This is a genomic window from Bradyrhizobium sp. 160, assembly GCF_023073735.1.
In the GTDB taxonomy this organism is placed as follows: domain Bacteria; phylum Pseudomonadota; class Alphaproteobacteria; order Rhizobiales; family Xanthobacteraceae; genus Bradyrhizobium.
Genome location: NZ_JADPKD010000057.1, coordinates 318952 through 338969, shown reverse-complemented (window position 1 = coordinate 338969; position 20018 = coordinate 318952). Strand labels below are relative to the sequence as shown.

Annotated in this window: 20 protein-coding genes; 5 read left to right on the top strand and 15 right to left on the bottom strand. The window is 62.8% G+C overall.

Features of this window, described 5'->3' with window-relative positions:
- Positions 1 to 468 precede the first annotated feature (468 nt).
- The 3 genes from IVA98_RS24445 to IVA98_RS24435 are packed head-to-tail and all read left to right on the top strand — an operon-like array spanning position 469 to position 5241.
- Positions 469 to 2412 (top strand): PrkA family serine protein kinase, encoded by a 1944-nt coding sequence (locus IVA98_RS24445; protein ID WP_247278348.1) that lies wholly within the window; start codon positions 469 to 471, stop codon positions 2410 to 2412.
- Positions 2413 to 2431: 19 nt separating this feature from the next.
- Positions 2432 to 3709, top strand: a complete 1278-nt coding sequence (locus IVA98_RS24440) for a YeaH/YhbH family protein (protein WP_247296121.1) — start codon at positions 2432 to 2434, stop codon at positions 3707 to 3709.
- Positions 3706 to 5241 (top strand): SpoVR family protein, encoded by a 1536-nt coding sequence (locus IVA98_RS24435; protein ID WP_247295956.1) that lies wholly within the window; start codon positions 3706 to 3708, stop codon positions 5239 to 5241. Before IVA98_RS24440 ends, IVA98_RS24435 begins: the two co-directional genes overlap by 4 nt.
- Before the next feature lie 106 nt (positions 5242 to 5347).
- Here IVA98_RS24435 and IVA98_RS24430 read toward each other — a convergent pair whose 3' ends face one another.
- From IVA98_RS24430 to IVA98_RS24410, 5 genes are all read right to left on the bottom strand, one after another.
- Complete coding sequence (locus IVA98_RS24430) at positions 5348 to 5791, bottom strand: DUF1801 domain-containing protein (RefSeq protein ID WP_247296123.1); 444 nt, start codon at positions 5789 to 5791, stop codon at positions 5348 to 5350.
- Positions 5792 to 5804: 13 nt separating this feature from the next.
- On the bottom strand, positions 5805 to 6008 hold the full coding sequence (locus IVA98_RS24425; protein WP_247355650.1) for a hypothetical protein: 204 nt from the start codon (positions 6006 to 6008) through the stop codon (positions 5805 to 5807).
- Between the two features lie 43 nt (positions 6009 to 6051).
- A complete protein-coding gene (locus IVA98_RS24420; protein WP_247295960.1) occupies positions 6052 to 6483 on the bottom strand; it encodes an SRPBCC family protein in 432 nt (143 codons plus the stop codon).
- Positions 6480 to 6803 carry an ArsR/SmtB family transcription factor gene (locus IVA98_RS24415; protein WP_247295962.1) on the bottom strand — a complete coding sequence of 108 codons (324 nt, stop codon included), beginning with the start codon at positions 6801 to 6803 and terminating at the stop codon, positions 6480 to 6482. Before IVA98_RS24415 ends, IVA98_RS24420 begins: the two co-directional genes overlap by 4 nt.
- Before the next feature lie 72 nt (positions 6804 to 6875).
- Positions 6876 to 7487 carry a hypothetical protein gene (locus IVA98_RS24410; RefSeq protein WP_247295965.1) on the bottom strand — a complete coding sequence of 204 codons (612 nt, stop codon included), beginning with the start codon at positions 7485 to 7487 and terminating at the stop codon, positions 6876 to 6878.
- A gap of 325 nt (positions 7488 to 7812) precedes the next feature.
- On the opposite strand from IVA98_RS24410, the gene IVA98_RS24405 reads away from it, so the two are divergent.
- A complete protein-coding gene (locus IVA98_RS24405; protein WP_247295967.1) occupies positions 7813 to 9330 on the top strand; it encodes an SUMF1/EgtB/PvdO family nonheme iron enzyme in 1518 nt (505 codons plus the stop codon).
- Positions 9331 to 9347: 17 nt separating this feature from the next.
- Positions 9348 to 9797, top strand: a complete 450-nt coding sequence (locus IVA98_RS24400; RefSeq protein WP_247295969.1) for a DUF4399 domain-containing protein — start codon at positions 9348 to 9350, stop codon at positions 9795 to 9797.
- Here the strand turns inward: IVA98_RS24400 and IVA98_RS24395 are convergent, their stop codons facing one another.
- From IVA98_RS24395 to pqqA, 10 genes are all read right to left on the bottom strand, one after another.
- A complete protein-coding gene (locus tag IVA98_RS24395; RefSeq protein WP_247295971.1) occupies positions 9798 to 10853 on the bottom strand; it encodes a 2-oxoacid:ferredoxin oxidoreductase subunit beta in 1056 nt (351 codons plus the stop codon). It lies immediately after the preceding gene.
- A complete protein-coding gene (locus tag IVA98_RS24390) occupies positions 10850 to 12697 on the bottom strand; it encodes a 2-oxoacid:acceptor oxidoreductase subunit alpha (protein WP_247295973.1) in 1848 nt (615 codons plus the stop codon). The genes IVA98_RS24395 and IVA98_RS24390 overlap by 4 nt, the downstream gene beginning before the upstream one ends.
- Positions 12667 to 14466 (bottom strand): FAD-dependent oxidoreductase, encoded by a 1800-nt coding sequence (locus IVA98_RS24385; RefSeq protein ID WP_247295975.1) that lies wholly within the window; start codon positions 14464 to 14466, stop codon positions 12667 to 12669. The genes IVA98_RS24390 and IVA98_RS24385 overlap by 31 nt, the downstream gene beginning before the upstream one ends.
- Positions 14467 to 14701: 235 nt before the next feature.
- The gene (locus tag IVA98_RS24380) at positions 14702 to 15379 is read right to left on the bottom strand and encodes a DUF4286 family protein (RefSeq protein ID WP_247355649.1); all 678 of its coding nucleotides are present in this window, start codon (positions 15377 to 15379) and stop codon (positions 14702 to 14704) included.
- A gap of 13 nt (positions 15380 to 15392) precedes the next feature.
- Positions 15393 to 16379, bottom strand: coding sequence for a prolyl aminopeptidase (pip, locus tag IVA98_RS24375; RefSeq protein WP_247295979.1), 987 nt, complete (start codon positions 16377 to 16379; stop codon positions 15393 to 15395).
- Positions 16369 to 17568, bottom strand: a complete 1200-nt coding sequence (gene pqqE / locus IVA98_RS24370) for a pyrroloquinoline quinone biosynthesis protein PqqE (protein WP_247295981.1) — start codon at positions 17566 to 17568, stop codon at positions 16369 to 16371. Before pqqE ends, pip begins: the two co-directional genes overlap by 11 nt.
- Positions 17565 to 17876, bottom strand: coding sequence for a pyrroloquinoline quinone biosynthesis peptide chaperone PqqD (pqqD, locus tag IVA98_RS24365; protein ID WP_247295983.1), 312 nt, complete (start codon positions 17874 to 17876; stop codon positions 17565 to 17567). Before pqqD ends, pqqE begins: the two co-directional genes overlap by 4 nt.
- 12 nt (positions 17877 to 17888) lie before the next feature.
- The gene (gene pqqC / locus IVA98_RS24360; RefSeq protein WP_247295985.1) at positions 17889 to 18668 is read right to left on the bottom strand and encodes a pyrroloquinoline-quinone synthase PqqC; all 780 of its coding nucleotides are present in this window, start codon (positions 18666 to 18668) and stop codon (positions 17889 to 17891) included.
- Positions 18665 to 19594 (bottom strand): pyrroloquinoline quinone biosynthesis protein PqqB, encoded by a 930-nt coding sequence (pqqB, locus tag IVA98_RS24355; RefSeq protein ID WP_247295987.1) that lies wholly within the window; start codon positions 19592 to 19594, stop codon positions 18665 to 18667. Before pqqB ends, pqqC begins: the two co-directional genes overlap by 4 nt.
- 129 nt (positions 19595 to 19723) lie before the next feature.
- Entirely contained in the window at positions 19724 to 19804 is an 81-nt protein-coding gene (gene pqqA / locus IVA98_RS24350; protein WP_007595659.1) for a pyrroloquinoline quinone precursor peptide PqqA, read from the bottom strand.
- Positions 19805 to 20018: the final 214 nt, after the last annotated feature.

Below are 20018 nucleotides of genomic sequence, written 5' to 3'. Positions count from 1 at the left end.
GGCGCGCAGAAATCCGCGCGTGGCAATCGCATCGTCTTCGATCGGAGAGCCGTTCGACTGATTTGGATACGTCGCTGCACGCTTGCCCGATTGCTGCCGCCGGTCCGCGCACCGCATTGCAGCAGGAAGATGAACGCGGCGCTCAAGGCTTCGCCGTACAAGCGTCATAAGATCGCCGCTGGCAGACCCCTATGCTGCAGCGCCGGATGAGCTTTCTCCCCGGTAATGCCCGGATGTTGCGAGCAAGTGACATTTTCTGGAAATGAGCCAATATGGATGTAGATTCGCTCAAATTACAGGCATGTGCCTGTTCGTAACTCAACGAGTGCCTACGTTGTGCGTTGCGTCGAGCCGGCACCCGGGTGTCCAATGATCGTCATGTGCTCACGCTGATTCGAAACGGCCTGAGGAACGGTCCGGTAACTGCATTCGTTTCAGCTTGTAGCGGAACTCACGCGGAGAGGGATCATGTACAACGATTCTCTATTCAACGCTTTCGCTCGGTCGTTCGAGGCGAGAAGCCAGCACGACTTATCGATGGCGGAATATCTGGAATCGTGTCGAAGCGATCCCATGAAATACGCGAACGCGGCCGAACGCCTGCTAGCTGCCATCGGCGAACCCCAGACGATTGACACGGCCAAGGACCCACGCCTTGGCCGTATTTTTTTGAACCGCACGATCCGCACCTATCCGGCCTTCGCCGGCTTCTACGGCATGGAAGAAACCATCGAGCGCATCGTCGGTTTCTTCCGCCACGCCGCGCAAGGTTTGGAGGAGCGCAAGCAGATCCTTTATCTGCTCGGCCCGGTCGGCGGCGGCAAATCCTCGCTCGCCGAGCGGTTGAAGTCGCTGATGGAAGTGCACCCCATCTACGTGCTGAAGGCCGGCGATGAACTTTCGCCCGTGTTCGAGAGCCCACTCAGCCTGTTCGATCCCGATCAGCTCGGGCCGATGCTGGAAGAGAAGTACGGAATTCCGCGCCGGCGCCTCACCGGCCTGATGAGCCCGTGGTGCTACAAGCGGCTGGAAGCCTTCGGCGGCGATATCTCGCAGTTCCGCGTCGCCAAGATCCAGCCGTCGCGGCTGCGCCAGATCGCGATCGCCAAGACCGAGCCCGGTGACGAGAACAACCAGGATATCTCCTCGCTGGTCGGCAAGGTCGATATCCGCAAGCTCGAGACCTACGCGCAGAACGATCCGGACGCCTACAGCTATTCCGGCGGCCTCAATCGCGCCAACCAGGGCGTGCTCGAGTTCGTCGAGATGTTCAAGGCGCCGATCAAGATGCTGCATCCGCTGCTGACCGCGACTCAGGAAGGCAACTATATCGGCACCGAGAACATCGGTGCGATCCCCTTCACCGGCATCATCCTCGCACATTCCAACGAAGCCGAGTGGGCGAGCTTCAAGGCCAACAAGAACAACGAGGCGTTCATCGACCGCATCTGCGTCATCAAGGTGCCATACTGCCTCAGGGTCACCGAAGAGCAGAAGATCTACGAGAAGCTGATCCAGGGTTCCGAGCTCGCATCGGCTCCTTGCGCGCCGTCGACACTGGAGACGCTGGCGCGGTTCTCGGTGATGTCGCGCCTGCGCAAGCACGAGAACTCCACGCTGTTCGGCAAGATGCGGGTGTATGACGGTGAGAGCCTGAAAGAGTCCGATCCGAAGGCGCGCAGCGTCCAGGAATATCGCGACGCCGCCGGTGTCGACGAGGGCATGGACGGTGTTTCCACCCGCTTCGCCTTCAAGGTCCTGGCTGCGACCTTCAATCACGACCCGCAGGAGGTCGCCGCCGACGCCGTGCACCTGATGTACGCGCTGGAGCAGGCGATCCGCCGCGAGCAGCTTCCGGAGGAAACCGAGAAACGTTATCTCGAGTTCATCAAGGCGGAGCTCGCGCCGCGCTATGCCGAGTTCATCGGCAACGAGATCCAGAAGGCCTATCTCGAATCCTACTCCGATTACGGCCAGAACCTGTTCGACCGCTACGTCGATTACGCCGACGCCTGGATCGAGGATCAGGACTTCAAGGATCCCGACACCGGCCAGCTGCTCGATCGCGAGCTTTTGAACCAGGAACTGACCAAAATCGAGAAGCCGGCGGGCATTGCCAACCCGAAGGACTTCCGCAACGAGGTCGTCAAATTCTCGTTACGCTCGCGGGCCCAGAACGGCGGCAAGAACCCGACCTGGACCTCCTACGAGAAGATTCGCGATGTGATCGAAAAGCGGATATTCTCCCAGGTCGAGGATCTGCTTCCGGTCATCTCCTTCGGGTCGAAGAAGGACGGCGAGACGGAGAAGAAGCACGGCGAGTTCGTCGCACGCATGGTGGAGCGCGGCTACACCGAGCGTCAGGTTCGCCGGCTCGTCGAATGGTACATGCGCGTGAAGCAGGCCGGTTGAGGCGGATGGGAAAGTGGCCATTCACATTATTGACAGGCGCCTGAATCCAGGCGGCAAGAGTCTTGAGAACCGGCAGCGGTTCTTGCGTCGGGCCAAATCCCTGGTGCAGGGCGCCGTCAAGAAGACCTCGCAGGAACGCGACATCAAGGACGTCCTGGAGGGTGGTGAGGTCACGATCCCGCTCGACGGAATGCACGAGCCGCGCTTCCGCCGGGAGGGCGGCACGCGCGACATGGTGCTGCCTGGAAACAAGAAGTTCGTCGAGGGCGACTATCTCCAGCGCTCGGGCCAGGGCAGCGCCAAGGATTCCGGTCCAGGCGAGGGCGACAGCGAGGACGCCTTCCGCTTCGTGCTGAGCCGCGACGAGTTCGTCGACCTTTTCCTCGACGACCTCGAACTGCCCGATCTTGCCAAGCGCAAGATCGCGCAAACCGAGAGCGAGGGCATCCAGCGCGCCGGCTACACCACCTCGGGCTCGCCGGCCAACATCTCGGTGAGCCGGACGGTTCAGCTCGCGCTCGCCCGCCGCATCGCGCTCCGGCGTCCCCGCAAGAGCGAGATCGAGGAGCTGGAGGCCGAGATCGCCGCCTGCACCGACGAGGACGTTCGCGTCGAGTTGCTCGACAAGCTCGCAAAGCTCAAGGCGAAATCCAAGCGCATCCCCTTCATCGACCCGCTCGACATCCGCTACCGCCGCTTCGAGACGGTGCCGCGGCCGGTGGCGCAGGCGGTGATGTTCTGCCTGATGGACGTCTCGGGCTCGATGTCCGAGCACATGAAGGATCTCGCCAAGCGCTTCTACATGCTGCTCTACGTGTTTCTGAAGCGCCGCTACAAGCATGTCGAGATCGTTTTCATCCGCCACACCGACCGCGCCGAGGAGGTCGACGAGCAGACCTTTTTCTACGGCCCGGCCTCGGGCGGCACGCTGGTCTCCAGCGCGCTCCAGGCGATGCACGAGATCGTGCGCGAGCGCTTCAATCCGGCGGACTGGAACATCTATGCCGCGCAAGCCTCCGACGGCGACAATTCCTATTCCGACGGCGAGCTCACGGGCCTGCTGCTGACCGACAAGATCCTGCCGGTCTGTCAGTTCTTTGCCTATCTCGAGGTCGGCGAGTCCGGCGGCAGTGCCTTCGATCTCTCCGACTCCTCGCTCTGGACCCTTTACGAGCGCCTGCGCAGCAGCGGCGCACCGCTCTCGATGCGCAAGGTCTCGGAGCGCAGCGAGATCTTTCCGGTGTTCCATGACCTGTTCCAACGCCGCGAAACCAGCCAGGAGAAGGCCGCTCCATGACGGAACGCTTGTTCGAAGGCGCGGATTGGGATTTCCACACCTTGCAGCGTATCACCGATGCCTGCGAGGAGGTGGCGTTGCAGGATCTCGGGCTCGACGTCTATCCGAACCAGATCGAGGTCATCACCGCCGAGCAGATGCTGGACGCGTATTCGTCGGTCGGCATGCCGTTGTTCTACAAGCACTGGTCGTTCGGCAAGCATTTTGCGTTTCATGAGGCCTCCTATCGCAAGGGCCTGATGGGGCTCGCCTACGAGATCGTGATCAACTCCTCGCCCTGCATCTCCTACCTGATGGAGGAGAACACGGCGACGATGCAGACGCTGGTGATCGCGCACGCGGCCTTCGGCCACAACCACTTCTTCAAGAACAATTATCTGTTCAAGCAGTGGACCGACGCCGACGGCATCCTGGATTATCTCGACTTCGCCAAGAATTATGTCGCGAGCTGCGAGGAGCGCTACGGCCGCATCGAGGTCGAGCGGACGCTCGACGCTGCGCACGCGCTGATGTCGCACGGTATCGACCGCTATCCCGGCAAGAAGAAGCTCGATTTGCGCGCCGAAGAGAAGCGGGCAGGGCGCCGCCGTCAGCATGAGGAGGAGGTCTTCAACGATCTCTGGCGCACGGTTCCGAAGGGGGCCGCCAAGAGCCGGTCCGCACTCAGCGTCGAACGCCGCCGCAAGCTGCTCGGCTTGCCGCAGGAGAATTTGCTGTACTTCCTGGAGAAAAGCGCACCGCGGCTGGCGCCGTGGCAGCGCGAATTGCTGCGCATCGTCCGCCACATCGCGCAGTATTTCTATCCGCAGAGCCAGACCAAGGTCATGAACGAGGGGACGGCGACCTACGTCCACTACCGCATCATGACCAAGTTGCACGAGCAGGGCCGCATCACCGACGGCAACTTCCTCGAATTCCTGGGGTCGCACACCAACGTGGTGTTCCAGCCAGAATTCGATGATCCGCGCTTCTCCGGCTTCAATCCCTATGCGCTCGGCTTCGCCATGATGCAGGACATCGAGCGCATCGTCACCAGGCCGGAAGACGAGGATCGCGAATGGTTTCCCGATATAGCCGGCAAGAATGACGTGATGGGCGTGCTGCGCGACGTCTGGGCCAATTACCGCGACGAGAGCTTCGTCGGCCAGTTCCTGAGCCCGAAGCTGATGCGGCACTTCCGCATGTTCCACCTGCATGACGATCCCGAGGAGCGCGCGGGGATCCGGGTCGACGCCATCCACGATGAGCGCGGCTTCCGCCGCGTGCGCCGCGAGCTGGCACGGCAGCACGATGTCGGCTACATCGACGCCAATATCGAGGTCGTCGACGTCGATCTCTCCGGCGACCGCCGGCTGATCCTGCATCACCACGTCATCAAAGGCTCGCAGCTCAACGAGACCGACGCCAAGCGCGTGCTCCAGCACCTGGCCGATCTCTGGACGTACGACGTCGCACTGATCGAGGTCGATGCCAACGACAAGGTCCTGCGCGAATATGTCGTGAGCCCGCGCCCGATCACTGCTGCGGCCTGAGGCGGTTTGGTACGCGCGACGCCTGATTGGCTGAGACTCAGCTAGACGCCGGCGAAGTTGAAGCGAGCCCGCGGCTGCTCAAGTGACCAACATGGACCGTTGTATTCTAAGCCGGCCGCTTCATCGGTCTCTTCTTCATCTTGCTCGCATTCAGCTCCACCGCCGCGCGGATCAGTGCCTTCAACGCTTTCTCGTTGAGCTTCTCGCCCTGGCGAATATCGATCGCACGCCGCACGTTTCCGTCGAGGCTGGAATTGAACAGGCCCGCCGGATCCTCCAGCGCCGCGCCCCTGGCGAACGTCATCTTCACCACAGCCTTGTAGGTCTCGCCGGTGCAGATGATGCCGTCGTGCTCCCACACGGGAACGCCGCGCCACTTCCACTCCTCGACGACATCAGGATCGGCCTCCTTGATGAGCTCGCGAATTCGCCCCAGCACCTCGCCGCGCCAGTCGCCGAGCTCCTTGATCCTGCCGTCGATCAGCTTGGAGGGTGAAGCTTCAGTCGAGTCTGCCGTGCTGTGCTTCTTCGCGCTGCCAACGTTTTTCATCATCTCGCCTCGTTCACGCGTTGCTGCGGCTGACATAGGGCAGCGCAAACAAATATAGCCCGGTCGCAAGCAACGGAATGAGCGGGACGAGCGCCAGGAAGCCGATCCAGAGCGCCTGGACCTGCATGGCCATGGCGATGATGTTCGCGATGACGGCGAGCGTGAAAGCCATCGACAGCCAACGATGAATCTGTCGAATCCAGATATGCGTGCTCATTGGGACCTCCTTTTGAAATGGATCGGGATGGACGCCGACGGAGCTAGCCTGCCCGCGCCAGCAGCTCGTCCAGCTTGGCAAAGAACTGCTTCCAGCCGGCATGCGCGCCGCCATAAGCCTGCTTCTGCGTCGGGCTGAAGCCCGCCTGCTCGACACGCAAATGAGTGCCTGCGCCCGTCGGCGTCAGCGTGAAGGTCACGACGCTTTTCAGGTCGAACGCTGCATCCTGATGCGAAAAATTCCAGGTGTAGGCGAGCGTCTTTTGCGGCTCGATAGTGAGCACCTCGCAATCCAGCACGCCGCCCCATTCGCCGCGAAGATTGAAGCGGTGGCCGACGACGGGCTTGAAGTCGTTCTTCATCAGCCATTCTTCGATCAGATGCGGCTGCGTCAGCGCGCGCCAGATTCGCTCCGCCGGGGCGGCAAATTCGCGCTCGATCACCACGGAGCGCGTTTCGCTTGAGGCTTCGTTCATTGGTCCATCCTCTTCAGGAGATCGTCGAGGGCGTCGAGCCGCCTCTGCCAGAAGCCGGCCATCTGGCTGGTCCAGTCGATCAGCGGATTGAGCGCGCCGGGACGCGCGCTGTAATGGGTCTGGCGTCCCTCGTGGCGGTCGCGCACCAGCCCGGCCTGCTTCAAAGCGCCGAGATGTTTCGAGACCGCCGGCTGGGACACCCCGGATCGCGCGGTCAGCGCCCCCACCGTCTGCTCGCCCTCGCGGCACAGCCGCTCGAAGATCGCCCGCCGCGTCGGATCGGCCAGCGTCCTGAACAGGAGGTCGTGAGCGGCGGACATGGAGGATCCATAACTCATAAGTTATGATGGATTCATAACCATAGAGTTATGGATGTGTCAAGTGCGCTGCGGTCAAGTGCGATGCGAATGAGTCAGAAGGCGGCACCGGGCGCTCCCTCTAACTTCTCCCGCTTGCGCTTGCAGGAGAGTCCTGTCGTCCGCGCCGGCCACCAGCGATTGTTCAGCATCGTGGTCCGGCTTGTTCTTCTGCCAGACTCGCACCCGTTCGAGCCGCACGATTGCCGACTTGTCATCCTTCGACAGCGCAACACCGATGCCGCCGCCCTCGCAGTCGACGCCGCAGCCGAGGCGCACCTCGTTACCGCTCTTGGTGAACACGGCGTGGTTACACGAACCGCTGGAATCGAAATCGCCGGAGCGGTGACGGTACCTGAAGCCGAGGCGGAAGGAGTTGTGGAGCTCCTTGTCCTCCTTGTCGACCTCCGCGGAGATCAGCAGCTTCATCGCGGCGACCTTCTGCTTCGGGTGCCGCGCCAGGTGCTCGGCATCGTAGCGCCGCACGAAGCAGGCATAGGCCTTGTTGCCGGGCGCGCCGGCATACATGCGCGCATTGAAGGTTTCGGCTTCGGCCTTGCTGGCCTCACGGATGTCGTCGACCTCGTCGGCACGGGCGACGCTGCTCAGCGCAGCCAAAGGCAGGGCAGCAACGATGGAGAACTTCATGATGGCCTCGAGCGCGTGACAACTCGACCGCAGCAGGACAGAACTGCTGTCTGTTAGACGCAGGCGAGGCGCACCGCATTCAAGCTGCGCAAGTCGCTCGTGCGGACCATCCGGGCGCGAACTCGATCCTGTGCTTTCGCGCCGGGTCTTAGTCATCGACGGGATCAAGAAGGTTCAAGCGGTGTTGCGGTTCGATCCTTCGGAACTCGATGCTGGCGATTGCTGCGACATTGTCTCGGTTCGTCAATGTGGTAGCCTTCACAGAACGACGGCCTTGGCTGTCGTAAGCTGGGGCTGCCTTGTGAGTTTGTGGAGTCCCCCCGCAATGGGCGAAATTCGCAACTTCAGATCCGGAAATCAGGATGGGCCGCCCCCGCACGGCCCCATGCCTCGTCGTCTCGCGGCGATCATCGTCGGTGACATCGCCTCCTACAGCCGCATGATGCAGGCTGACGAGGAGGGAACGCATGCCCGGGTCAAGCGGATCGAGCGGGATATCATCCAGCCCAGCATCGTCGAGCACCACGGAAGTCTGGTGAAGACGACGGGCGATGGTTTCATCGCCATTTTCGACAGTCCTGTCGAGGCCGTTCGATGCAGCATTGTCATTCAACAAAACCTCCTCGGCCGCAACGCCTCGCTTCCGAAGCATTCGCGGCTCGAATACCGAATTGGCGTCAATCTCGGCGACGTGATCGTAGAGCCGGACGATGTCTACGGCGATGGCGTCAACATTGCCACACGCATTGAGGGCATTGCCGAGCCCGGTCAGGTCTATATTTCGGGCGCGATCTACGAGCAGATCAAGCACAAGGTGGTGTGCGGCTATGAGTCGCTTGGGGACCGCAAGGTCAAGAACATCACCGATCCGGTGCGCGTCTATCGCGTGCTGCCGGACGCAGATGCTGTCGGCAGGACGCGAGGCCGGCGCGAGAATGTCCTGATCTTCCTCCTGAGCATTACCGTCATGGTGATCGCCACGGGCGTGCTCTGGTATTTCTTGGCGCAGCCCGGCAGGATCGACGAGCAGGCCGCCACGCCAACCGCTTCTCCGGCGGCGTCACCGATCCCCCAGCCGCTGCCGCGCGAGGCGGCGACCCAGACGCCGCAACCATCTCCGTCATTGGCTGCATCGCCGTCACCGGCACCGAGCCCATCGGTGGCGCCGCCGCGCGAACCCGAGATGATCGCCATTCGCGGCGGCAGCTTCGCGATGGGAAGCAATGACGATCCGACCGAACGGCCTGTCCACCAGGTCACGGTCAAGCCGTTCTCGATCGGCAAATATCCCGTGACGGTGCAGGAGTGGAACGAATGCGCCGCCGCCAAGGCCTGCGGATTCACGGCCACCGGCAAGGACGATGCCCCGGTCAGCAATGTGAGCTGGACCGATGCGCAGCAATATGTCACGTGGCTTGCGCAGGCGGCGAAGAAGCCCTACCGGCTTCCGAGCGAAGCCGAATGGGAATATGCGGCGCGCGGCGGAACGCAGACGAAATATTGGTGGGGCGACAAGCTTCAGCCGGGCATGGCCGGGTGCAAGGATTGCGGTGATCTTGCGGCCGAGCAGCCGGCCAAGGTCGGCAGCTTCAAGCCGAATCCATTCGGGCTCTATGACATGGGCGGCGGCATCGATCAGTGGGTCGAGGACTGCTGGCACAGGACCTATCAGGGCGCGCCGAGCGACGGCTCGGCGTGGAGCAGCGGAGATTGTAGCTCTCATGTCCTGCGGTCGGGCTCTTGGAAGAACGACTCAAGGTATGTGCGGCCGTCAAATCGCGATGGTTACGACACCAATGTCCGTTACCCCACGCATGGATTCCGTGTCGCACTCAGTCCGTAAGTACTGGAGTCAATTTGATGAAGATCATTTCCTGTGTCGCACTGGCGGCGGCGATCACATTGCTCCCGGGCGCAGCCTGTGCGCAGGGCAAGGCCGCGCCCAAGGATGCAAAGCTGTACTTCATCACGCCGCGCGACGGGCAAAAGATTCGCGGTGCATTCTGGGTCCGATTCGGCTTGCGCAACATGGGCGTGACGCATGCCGGCGACGACTACCAAAACGCCGGTCATCACCATCTGCTGGTCGACGTCAACGATCCCATCGATCCCAAGGAGCCGATCCCGCAGGATAAGTCGCACTTGCATTTCGGCGCAGGGCAGACCGAAACCATGCTCGACCTTCCGCCGGGGACTCACACACTCCAATTGGTGCTCGGCGATGCCAAGCACTATCCGTTCGAGCCCCCCGTCGCGTCGGAGAAGATCACGATACGCGTCCGGCCGACCGTCTCGGCGCGGAGTAAGTGATCACCGCAGGCTGGCGTTGATCTTGTCCAGCACTGCCGAGCCCGGGCACAGCGTATCCGCCTCCAGCGAGTTGAGCGGCGTCTCGACGGTGTTGAGGTGCTCGTGCAGATCGTCTGCGTCCGGGTCGACATAGAGCAGGCCGGTGACGATTTGGCCTTTGGCGGCGTGCTTCTGCAGGAACGTCATCGCGCCGAGACGGTCGTGCGGGTCGTAATCGGCATCGATCTTGCGCAGGGCGATCTTGGTGCCGTCATGCTGCTCGACCAGCTGCACCGTGCCCGGCGCATAGTCCACCGCGATCGGATCGCGGCCGACCAGCACGTCGAGCCGGTTCACCGCGTCGTTGTGCTCCCGGACATAGTCGAAGCTCTTGGTCGAGCCGGCGTGATTGTTGAAGGCGATGCAGGGGCTGATGACGTCGATGAAGGAGGCGCCCTTGTGCCGGATTGCGGCCGCGATCAGCGGCACGAGCTGGCTCTTGTCGCCGGAGAACGAGCGCGCGACGAAGGTGGCTCCGAGTTGCAGCGCAATCGCGACGAGGTCGATGGCGTTGTCGGTGTTGGTGACGCCCTTCTTGGATTTCGAGCCACGGTCTGCCGTCGCCGAGAACTGGCCCTTGGTCAGGCCATAGACGCCGTTGTTCTCGACGATATAGGTCATGTTGACGCCGCGCCGGATCGAATGCGCGAACTGGCCGAAGCCGATCGAGGCGGAATCGCCGTCGCCGGAGACGCCGAGATAGATCAAATCGCGGTTGGCGAGGTTGGCGCCGGTCAGCACGCTGGGCATGCGGCCGTGCACGGAGTTAAAGCCGTGCGAGTTGCCGAGGAAATAGTCCGGCGTCTTCGATGAGCAGCCGATGCCGGAGATTTTTGCGACCCGATGCGGCTCGATCGAGAGCTCATAGCAGGCCTCGATGATCGATGCGGTGATCGAATCGTGGCCGCAGCCGGCGCACAGCGTCGAAATCTTGCCTTCGTAATCGCGGCGGGTGTAGCCGAGCTCGTTCTGCTTCAATCCGGGATGATGGAATTTCGGCTTAGCAATGTAGGTCATGACACGGCCTTGCGGAGCGGGGTCACCTTGAGGTGATCCTGATGGTCGCCAATGGCTTTTGCGATAAAGCGGGCGGTGATCGGGGTGCCGTCGTAATGCACGATCGGCACGAGCCGGACCGGGTCGATGCCGTTCTCGTTGACGATGAGCTGGCGCAGCTGGCTGTCGCGGTTCTGCTCGACCACGTAGACGAAGTCGTGCTCGGCGAGGAAGCTGGCGACGCTGGAGTGGAACGGGAAGGCGCGGATGCGCAGGCGGTCGAGCTGATGCCCGCGCGCTTCCAACAGCCCGATGGCTTCGTCCATCGCCGGCGAGGTCGAGCCGAAATAGATCACGCCGTATTTGGTCGGCCGTTCCGCATTGGCCTGCAGTGGCCGTGGGACCAGGTCTTGCGCGGTCTCGAACTTGCGGACCAGGCGCTGCATGTTGTCGGCATAAACCGTGCCTTCCTCGGAATAGCGCGCATAACGGTCACGCGAGGTGCCGCGGGTGAAGTAGGAGCCCTTGGTCGGATGTGTGCCGGGATAGGTGCGGTAGGGGATGCCATCGCCGTCGACGTCGAGATAGCGGCCGAAATCGCGGCCTTCCTCCAGCATTTCCGCGGTCATCACCTTGCCGCGGTCGTATTGCCTTGAATCGTCCCACTTCAGCGGACGGCAGAGGCGGTGGTTCATGCCGATGTCGAGATCGAGCATCAGGAAGATCGTGGTCTGGAGCCGCTCGGCGAGGTCGAACGCGGCAGCCGCGAACTCGAACGCTTCCGCCGGATCTTCCGGGAATAGCAGCACATGCTTGGTGTCACCATGCGAAGCATAGGCACAAGCGATGATGTCGCATTGCTGGGTCCGGGTCGGCATGCCCGTGGAGGGGCCGGCGCGCTGGATGTTCATGATCACGGCCGGAATCTCGGCGAAATATGAGAGGCCGATGAACTCGGTCATCAAGGAGATGCCGGGGCCCGAGGTCGCGGTGAAGGCGCGCGCGCCGTTCCAGGAGGCGCCAATGACGATACCGATCGAAGCCAGCTCGTCCTCGCCCTGCACGATCGCGTATTTCGCCTTGCCGGTTTCAGGATCATGCCGGTACTTCTTGCAATGGGCGGTGAAGGCCTCCGCCACCGATGACGACGGCGTGATCGGATACCAGGCGCACACCGTGGCGCCACCATAGACGGCGCCGAGCGCGGCGGCGCTGTTGCCCTCTATGAAGATGCGATCGCCGACCTTGTCCGATTTCTTCACGCGCAGCCCGATCGGGCATTTCAGGTTCTGGAGTGCCCAGTCGCGGCCGAGATGCAGCGCGTGGACGTTGGAGGACAAGAGCTTCTCCTTGCCCTTGTACTGTTCGCCGATCAGCTGCTCGATCAGCTTCGGATCCATGTCGAGCAGCGCGCTGAGTGCGCCGAGATAGATGATGTTCTTGAACAGCTGGCGCTGGCGCGGATCGGTGTAGGTCGAGTTGGTGATCGCGGTGAGCGGCACGCCGATCACGGTGATGTCGTCGCGGAATTTGGTCGACGGCATCGGCTTGGTGGAATCATAGAACAGATAGCCGCCGGGCTCGATGCCCGCGACGTCCTTGTCCCAGGTCTGTGGGTTCATCGCCACCATCATGTCGACGCCGCCGCGGGCGCCGAGATGGCCGTCTTCCGTCACCCGCACCTCGTACCAGGTCGGCAGGCCCTGGATGTTGGAGGGGAAGATGTTGCGTGGGGAGACCGGAACGCCGTGGCGCAGGATCGCGCGCGCGAACATCTCGTTGGCGCTGGCCGAGCCCGAGCCGTTGACGTTGGCAAAGCGGACGACGAAGTCGTTTACGCTGCTGATCGGCTTTTTGTCGGGCATGCTGAACCTGCGTGGGTCATCTCGATGAAATATTTCTGCATGTCCCAGGCGCCGGTGGGACAACGCTCCGCGCACAGCCCGCAATGCAGGCAGACATCCTCGTCCTTCACCATCACGCGCCCGGTCTTGAGATCCGAGGAGACGTAGAGGTCCTGGTCGGGATGCGGCGCGGGGGCCTTCAGGCGCTGGCGCAGGTCGCTTTCCTCGCCGTTATCAGTGAAGGTAATGCAATCCATCGGGCAGATGTCGGCGCAGGCATCGCACTCGATGCAGAGCGAGGTCGAGAACACGGTCTGCACGTCGCAGTTCAGGCAGCGATGCGCCTCGCCGAGCGCGAGCTTGACGTCGTAGCCGAGCTCGACCTCGGCACGGATGTCCTTCAGCGCGACGACCTTGTCGCGATGCGGCACCTTGAAGCGCTTGTCGATGGAGATGTCGTTGTCATAGCTCCATTCGTGGATGCCCATCTTCTGCGAGGAGACGTGCACCTTCGGCAGCGGGCGATCTTCGATAGCCTCGCCCGAGAGCATCTTGTGGATCGACAGCGCGGCATCATGGCCGTGCGCGACCGCCCAGATGATGTTCTTCGGGCCGAACGCCGCATCGCCGCCGAAGAAGACTTTTGGATTGGTCGAGACGAAGGTCTTCGGATCGACCTTGGGCATGTGCCATTTGTCGAACTCGATGCCGCAATCCTGCTCGATCCAGGGAAAGGCGTTCTCCTGGCCGACGGCGACCAGGACGTCGTCGCATTCGAAGGTCTGGTCGGGCTCACCCGACGGAACGAGGTTGCGGCGGCCGTTGGCGTCGTATTCGGCCTTCACCTTCTGAAAGGTGATGCCGGTGAGCTTGCCATTGTCGTGGATGAAGGCGACGGGAACGAGGAAGTTGAGGATCGGGATGTCCTCGTGGAGCGCGTCCTCCTTTTCCCAGGGCGAGGCCTTCATTTCCTCGAAGCCGGAGCGCACGACGACCTTGACGTCTTCGCCGCCGAGGCGGCGCGCGGTGCGGCAGCAATCCATCGCGGTATTGCCGCCGCCGAGCACGATCACGCGCTTGCCGACCTTGTCGGTATGACCGAACGACACCGAGGCCAGCCACTCGATTCCGATATGGATGTTGGCGGCTGCCTCTTTCCGGCCGGGAATGTCGAGCTCGCGGCCGCGCGGCGCGCCGGAGCCGACGAAGATCGCGTCGTATTTCTCCGCAAGCAGCGCCTTCATGCTATCGATGCGATGGCCGCCTCTAAACTCGACGCCGAGACCCAGGATGTAGCCGGTCTCCTCGTCGATCACGGAATTGGGCAGGCGGAATTTCGGGATCTGCGTGCGCATCATGCCGCCCGCTTCGGGATCGGCATCGAACACGGTGCAGTGATAGCCGAGCGGCGCAAGATCGCGCGCCACAGTCAGCGAGGCCGGACCGCCGCCGACCAGCGCGACGCGCTTGCCATTCTTCGGCGCGGGTCGCGGCAGGCGCGCCTTGATGTCGTCCTTGAAGTCGGCGGCGACGCGCTTGAGGCGGCAGATCGCGACCGGAGTTTCCTCGACGCGTCCGCGGCGGCACGCCGGCTCGCATGGACGGTCGCAGGTGCGTCCCAGAATTCCGGGAAACACGTTCGATTTCCAATTGATCATGTAGGCGTCGCTGTAGCGGCCTTGTGCGATCAGTCGGATGTATTCGGGAACCGGGGTGTGCGCAGGGCAGGCCCATTGGCAATCGACCACTTTGTGAAAATAGTCGGGGGCCGCGATATCGGTCGGTTTCATTCCTACCCTGTCCGCGCAGGCTCAAAGACCCCGCGGCCTTTTCTTGAGCTTGGCGGACGCTTAATGCGTCTCGATCTGGTTTCTGAATGGCATCATTGGGTTAGCTTATTAGAACGGCTCCGAAGTACAACGGCAAATTTGCGCGATCACCGCCTTTCATAGGAGCCACGCGCGCACAGCATCAACGCCGCGCGCGAGGTGCGTGCGGTGCAACATATTGCAATGCGTGTGAGCGCTAGCTGCGCGCAATGTCACTCTTCGCGAGGTCCCACATCAAGCAATAGGTGCCGACGGAGATCGGAAGCGGAAAGGGTGCCGCGGCGGGGCCGGTGAAGCGCTCGGCAATCACGGCCGAGACTGCGCCGACATGGGTGCCGTCGATCAGCACGAACCAGTCGCGCGCGCCTTCATGGCGTACCGCTGGAATTTCCGCCGTTGCAGCCGACAATTCGGGCTCGCTCTCCAGGAGGTGCATGGAGATGATGCCGTCGCGCGCGTCCGGCGCCAGCTCGTCTTGCAGTGCATCACGCCATGGCGCTGCGTTGTCGGGCCTCGGCCGCAGCCGCACCACGCCGAGCGCGGCGCCGCGTCCGGTGCCGTTGCTGATGGTGATGCGCGCGACGACGCGGAGCATGTCCTTGAAACGCGCCATGCTCTGCCGCGACCAGTCGGTCGGGCTCGCAAGCCGCGCGCGGTAGGCCGGGCTGTCGAGCACGTCGAGCGTGGCGGTCGTATATAGGCAGAGATATTTGGGATTGGCGGCATGCGCGACATAGCGCCGCGCCTCGAGGAATCCGTCGATCGCGACGCGCTCTTCCAGATGCTCGCGATCGTACCAGCGGTTGAAATCGGCCTCATCGGCCGCCTCGATGTTCATCGACGTCAGCAGCATGCCTTTCCCGGCGAGCGGCATTTTTCTTATCCTGTTATCGCGCGGTCTTCGATGCGAGGTCGGCGATCGACTTCATGACCGCGTCCCTCACGCCGGCATCATAGAGCGAATGGCCGGCTTCTTCCACGATGCGAAGCTCGGAACCGGGCCACACTTTCGCGAGCGCGTGTGATGTCTCAGGCGGGCACAACAGATCGTAGCGGCCCTGCACGATAATGCCGGGAAGGCCTGCAAGCCGGCCCGCGTTCCGCAACAGCTGGCCCGCGCTCATGAAGCTGTCGTTGACGAAATAATGCGCCTCCATGAACGGCGTTGCCGGCAGCGTGCGCCACACGTTCAGCGATGCGAGGTCCAGCCGCGTCTTCGCGGGCTTGTGCTCGGACAATACGCGCTCGGTATCGTGCCAGGCCTTTGCCGCCGGGCCATGCACGGCTGGGTCGGCATCCAGGATGCGGCGCCAATAGGCCTCCACCGGCCGCGCGCGCTCTTCGAGCGGCAGCACGCCGAGAAAATCCTCGTAGAGCGCGGGATGGAACTGCGACAGGCGCGACGTGAACGCCGCTTCGACCTCCGCTCGCGTGCCGAGGAACGTCGCGCGCAGCGCGATGCCAGAGACGCGCTCGGGATGCGCCTCTGCATACGCCAGCGCCAGCGTCGCGCCCCAGGAGCCGCCGACCACGATCCAGCGGTCGAAGCCGAACTTCTCGCGGATTTTCTCGATGTCGGCGGTGAGGTGCGCCGTCGTGTTGTGCTCGCGCGATCCCTTCGGCCGGCTGCGGCCGCAGCCGCGCTGGTCATGCAATACCGCGCAGAAGCGGTCGGGATCGAACAGGCGGCGATGATCGGGCTGGCAGCCGCTGCCGGGTCCGCCATGCAGATAGACCGCGGGAATGCCGTCTGCGCGACCGACGCTCTCGACATAGAGCTCGTGACCGTCGCCGACATCGAGCATGTCGGACGTCAGCGGCGCAAAGGGATCGGCACGTTTGGCGGATGCGGCCGCGTCGGCGTCAGGTCCCATTCTCGGATTCCAGAGTGCCGCCGGCGAAGTTGCGATAGAGGAAGCGGTTGGTCTCGCCCTCGGCCTCGCGCTCGGCCTGCTTGAAGATGGTCTCGTGCAGCGGCGACAGCGCGCAGGCCGGGTCGGTGTTGGCGGCATCGCCAGTCAGCGCGAAGGCCTGGCAGCGGCAGCCGCCGAAATCGATCTCGCGGAATTCGCAACTCTTGCACGGCTCCTTCATCCAGCCAGTGCCGCGATAGCGGTTGAAGGCCTCGGAGTTCTGCCAGATCCAGGCGATCGAGTGATTGGAACGCACGGATTCGAATTCGAGCCCGGTGATGCTCTCGGCGGCGTGGCACGGCAGCACCTTGCCGGCGGGCGAGATGTTGAAGAACTGCCGGCCCCAGCCGCCCATGCATTTCTTCGGCCGTAGCGCGTAATAGTCGGGAACGACGTAGTCGATCGTAAGCCGGCCCTTGAGCCGCTCGCGCGCCTCCTCGACGGTTTCCGTGCATTCCTCGAGCTGCCCCACCGTCGGCATCAAGGCGGCGCGATTCTTCAGTGCCCAGCCGTAATATTGTACGTTGGCGACTTCGAGCCGGTCGGCATCGAGATCGACCGCCATCTGAATGATGTCGGGGAGCTGATGCAGGTTCTGCCGGTGCATGACCGCGTTCACGGTGAGCGGCAAATCGAGCTCACGCGTCCACTTCGCCACTTCCAGCTTCTTGCGGTGGCCATTCTTGTAGCCGGCGACTCGATCGGCGAGGCCTTCCTCCACGCCCTGAAAACTGATCTGCACATGGCAGAGCCCGGCATCCGCAAGATCGCTCAGCCGCTCGCGCGTCAGCAGCACGGCCGAGGTGATCAGGTTGGTGTAGAGCCCGACGTCGCTCGCGTGCTTGACCAGCTCGACCAGGTCCTTCCGCGCCGTCGGCTCGCCGCCAGAGAAGTGAACCTGGAGCACGCCGATCTCGGCGAGCTCGCTCAACACCTTCTTCCACTCATCCGTGGTCAGCTCCTTGCCCGCGCGGTCGAGCTCGACCGGATTGGAACAATAGGGGCATTGCAGCGGACAGCGATGGGTGATCTCGAGCAGCACCGCGAGCGGAATGCCAAACGTCTCCGCCGTCGAGCGCTGCTTCTCCAGCACCGCGAGGCTGTCGCTGGCGTCTGGCGGGATGATGGAATTGCCGAGCACATCGCTCATGGCGTCTTCTCCCGGGCCTCAGTGAGAAAGCCCTTGTCGGCGAGATCCTGGAGCATGACGATGACGTCGGCGAGGATCGCCTCGCGCGGCGCGGCGTATTTCGCCGCCAGCCGATCGGCGACGTCGCCGACATTGCGCTGGCCGTCGCAAAGCTGCAAGACCTCGACCGCGATCTCGTCCGGCGCCAGCACCCGTTCCGGTGCTAGGATCACCCAGACCTTTCGGGTCTCGTCATATTTGAGCTTGGCGTGCCGCGGCAGCACGGGGCGGCTTGCCTCGCTGACGCTGATGTTCCGCGGCCCGGCCATTACAGTTCCTCTTCAGCTCGCTTTGGGCACGAAGGCGCCCGGCGGAATGTGGCCCTCGACATAGGCATGATAGAGTGCATCGAGCTGCACCCACAGCACATTGGTTTTGAAGATCAGCGCATTGCAGACCTGCGCGCGCTGCTCCGGCGTCTTGGCGTGCGCCTTGACGTAGTCGAGCGCAAAGCCGGCGTCGCGCGGCGCCTGCGCCAGGCGCCGCTTGAAGTAGCTCATGATATCGGGATTGACGAAGTCGTAGTGCTCCAGCATGCCGGAGATGCGCTCTTCGTGCAGGTTGGGCGCGAACAGCTCGGTGAGCGAGGAGGCGATCGCCTCCAGCGGGCTCTTCTCGCGGCAATAATGGACATAGGCCTCGACCGCAAAGCGCGTCGCCGGCAAAATGCCTTCCGTCGATTCCACGTAAGCCGTGTCGAGCCCGAGGCCTTCGGTCAGCTTCAACCAGCGCTCGATGCCGCCCTCGCTACCGAGATCGCCGTCATGGTCCTCGATGCGGTGGCGCCATTCCAGCCGCGTGGCACGGTCGCGAAAGCGCGAGATCACGACCGCGTCCTTGATGGGGATCGTGCTCTGGTAATAGTAGCGGTTCAGCGCCCAGGCCTGCACCTGGCCCTTGTTCAGCTTGCCGCCGTGCAAGAGCTTATGGAACGGATGCAGGCTGTGATAGCGCGTCGCCCCGATATGGCGCAGCGTCGCCTCGAGCTCCTCGGCCGAGTTGAGCTTGATGTCCTTGCCGATCGAGAGCGCGGTCATTCCTGTCAGTGACGCGGCATTCACAGCACGATCTCCGTTCCGTCAGCGGGTATTTGCCAGCCCGCCTCTTCAGTGGCTTTCCGCTCGGGTGAAGCGGGCAGCAGCGCCGGGTTCGAGTTATTGATATGCAGAAATATCTTCCTGTCGATAGAGAGATCGGCAAGCCGCGCGATCGCGCCGTCGTCGCCGGACATCGCGACATGGCCCATGCTCTTGCCGGTCTTGTGGCCGAGCCCGGCCCTGATCATCTCGTCGTCGCGCCATACCGTGCCGTCGAAGAACACCAGCGCCGCGCCATCGATCTCGCCCTTGAGCGCGTCAGTCACCTCGGCGCAGGCAGCGATGAAATAGAAGCACTTGCCGGTTGCCTTGTCCGTGATCTTGAGGCCCAGCGTATCGCCGTCGCCGGTCGCCCCGCCGGGATGCGCCTTGCCTTCCAGATACCAGGCCGATTTGCCTGATACCGCAAACGGCAGCACCTCGATTCCCGAGCGCGCGCCGTCAGGGAGCCGCGGCTCGAACGGCTCGCCGATTCCGATCGATTGGCGCCGCACGTTCTTCTCGTTCAGCACGTTGAAGATGCTGTTGGCTTTCAGGATCGCCAGCACCTTCTCATGCGCATAGACCGTGAAAGGCGAGCCCTCGCGCATCGAGAGTAGGCCTGCGACCGCGTCCACTTCGCCGTTGGTGAGGATCACGCCCGCAATCGGCGTATGGCGCAGCGCGCCTGCCCGCGGGTGCAGCTGCGGCGTGGCGTTCAATTGCTGGCGGAGGTCGGGGGAGGCGTTGATCAGAAACCAGTGCTCGCCGTCGCCGCTGAAGGCGACCGACGCCTGAGTTCGCTGAAGCTCATGGCCGCTGGCACGGGCTGCTCGGCAGCCCTCGCAGCCGCAATTCCATTGCGGCACTCCGCCGCCGGCTGCGGCGCCCAGGACGACGACGCGAAGCATGATCCGTCTCCTGGAGGGAACGCTGCGAGGTGGATCTCGGGTCGACACCGAATGCCGACACACATCGTGTCTTCCGGCAACCTATTGTGACCGAAAGATCCACCTGCGCTGAACGCAATCGCCTACCGCTTATTTGCGGGTGGCGCTCACATACATGTTGATTTCCATGCCACAGGGCACTTCGACGATTTTCGGGGCTTTCCAGGCCATTTTGGCTCTCCATTTTCGCGAAATCGGACGTATCCGCCCGCGGTTAAAGTAATGCGGGCGCAAAAGTTCGCCAGTGAAATTTTCCCGAGAAGTCCATGTTGCGCCGCGAAAAATGTCGGGGAACATCACTTCTGATGACGCTGCCTTGCGCATGGCGCATTCGGTCGCGAACCCTGTCCTGATAAAGCGGTTGTGAGTGCAGTGCAGCTTTCAA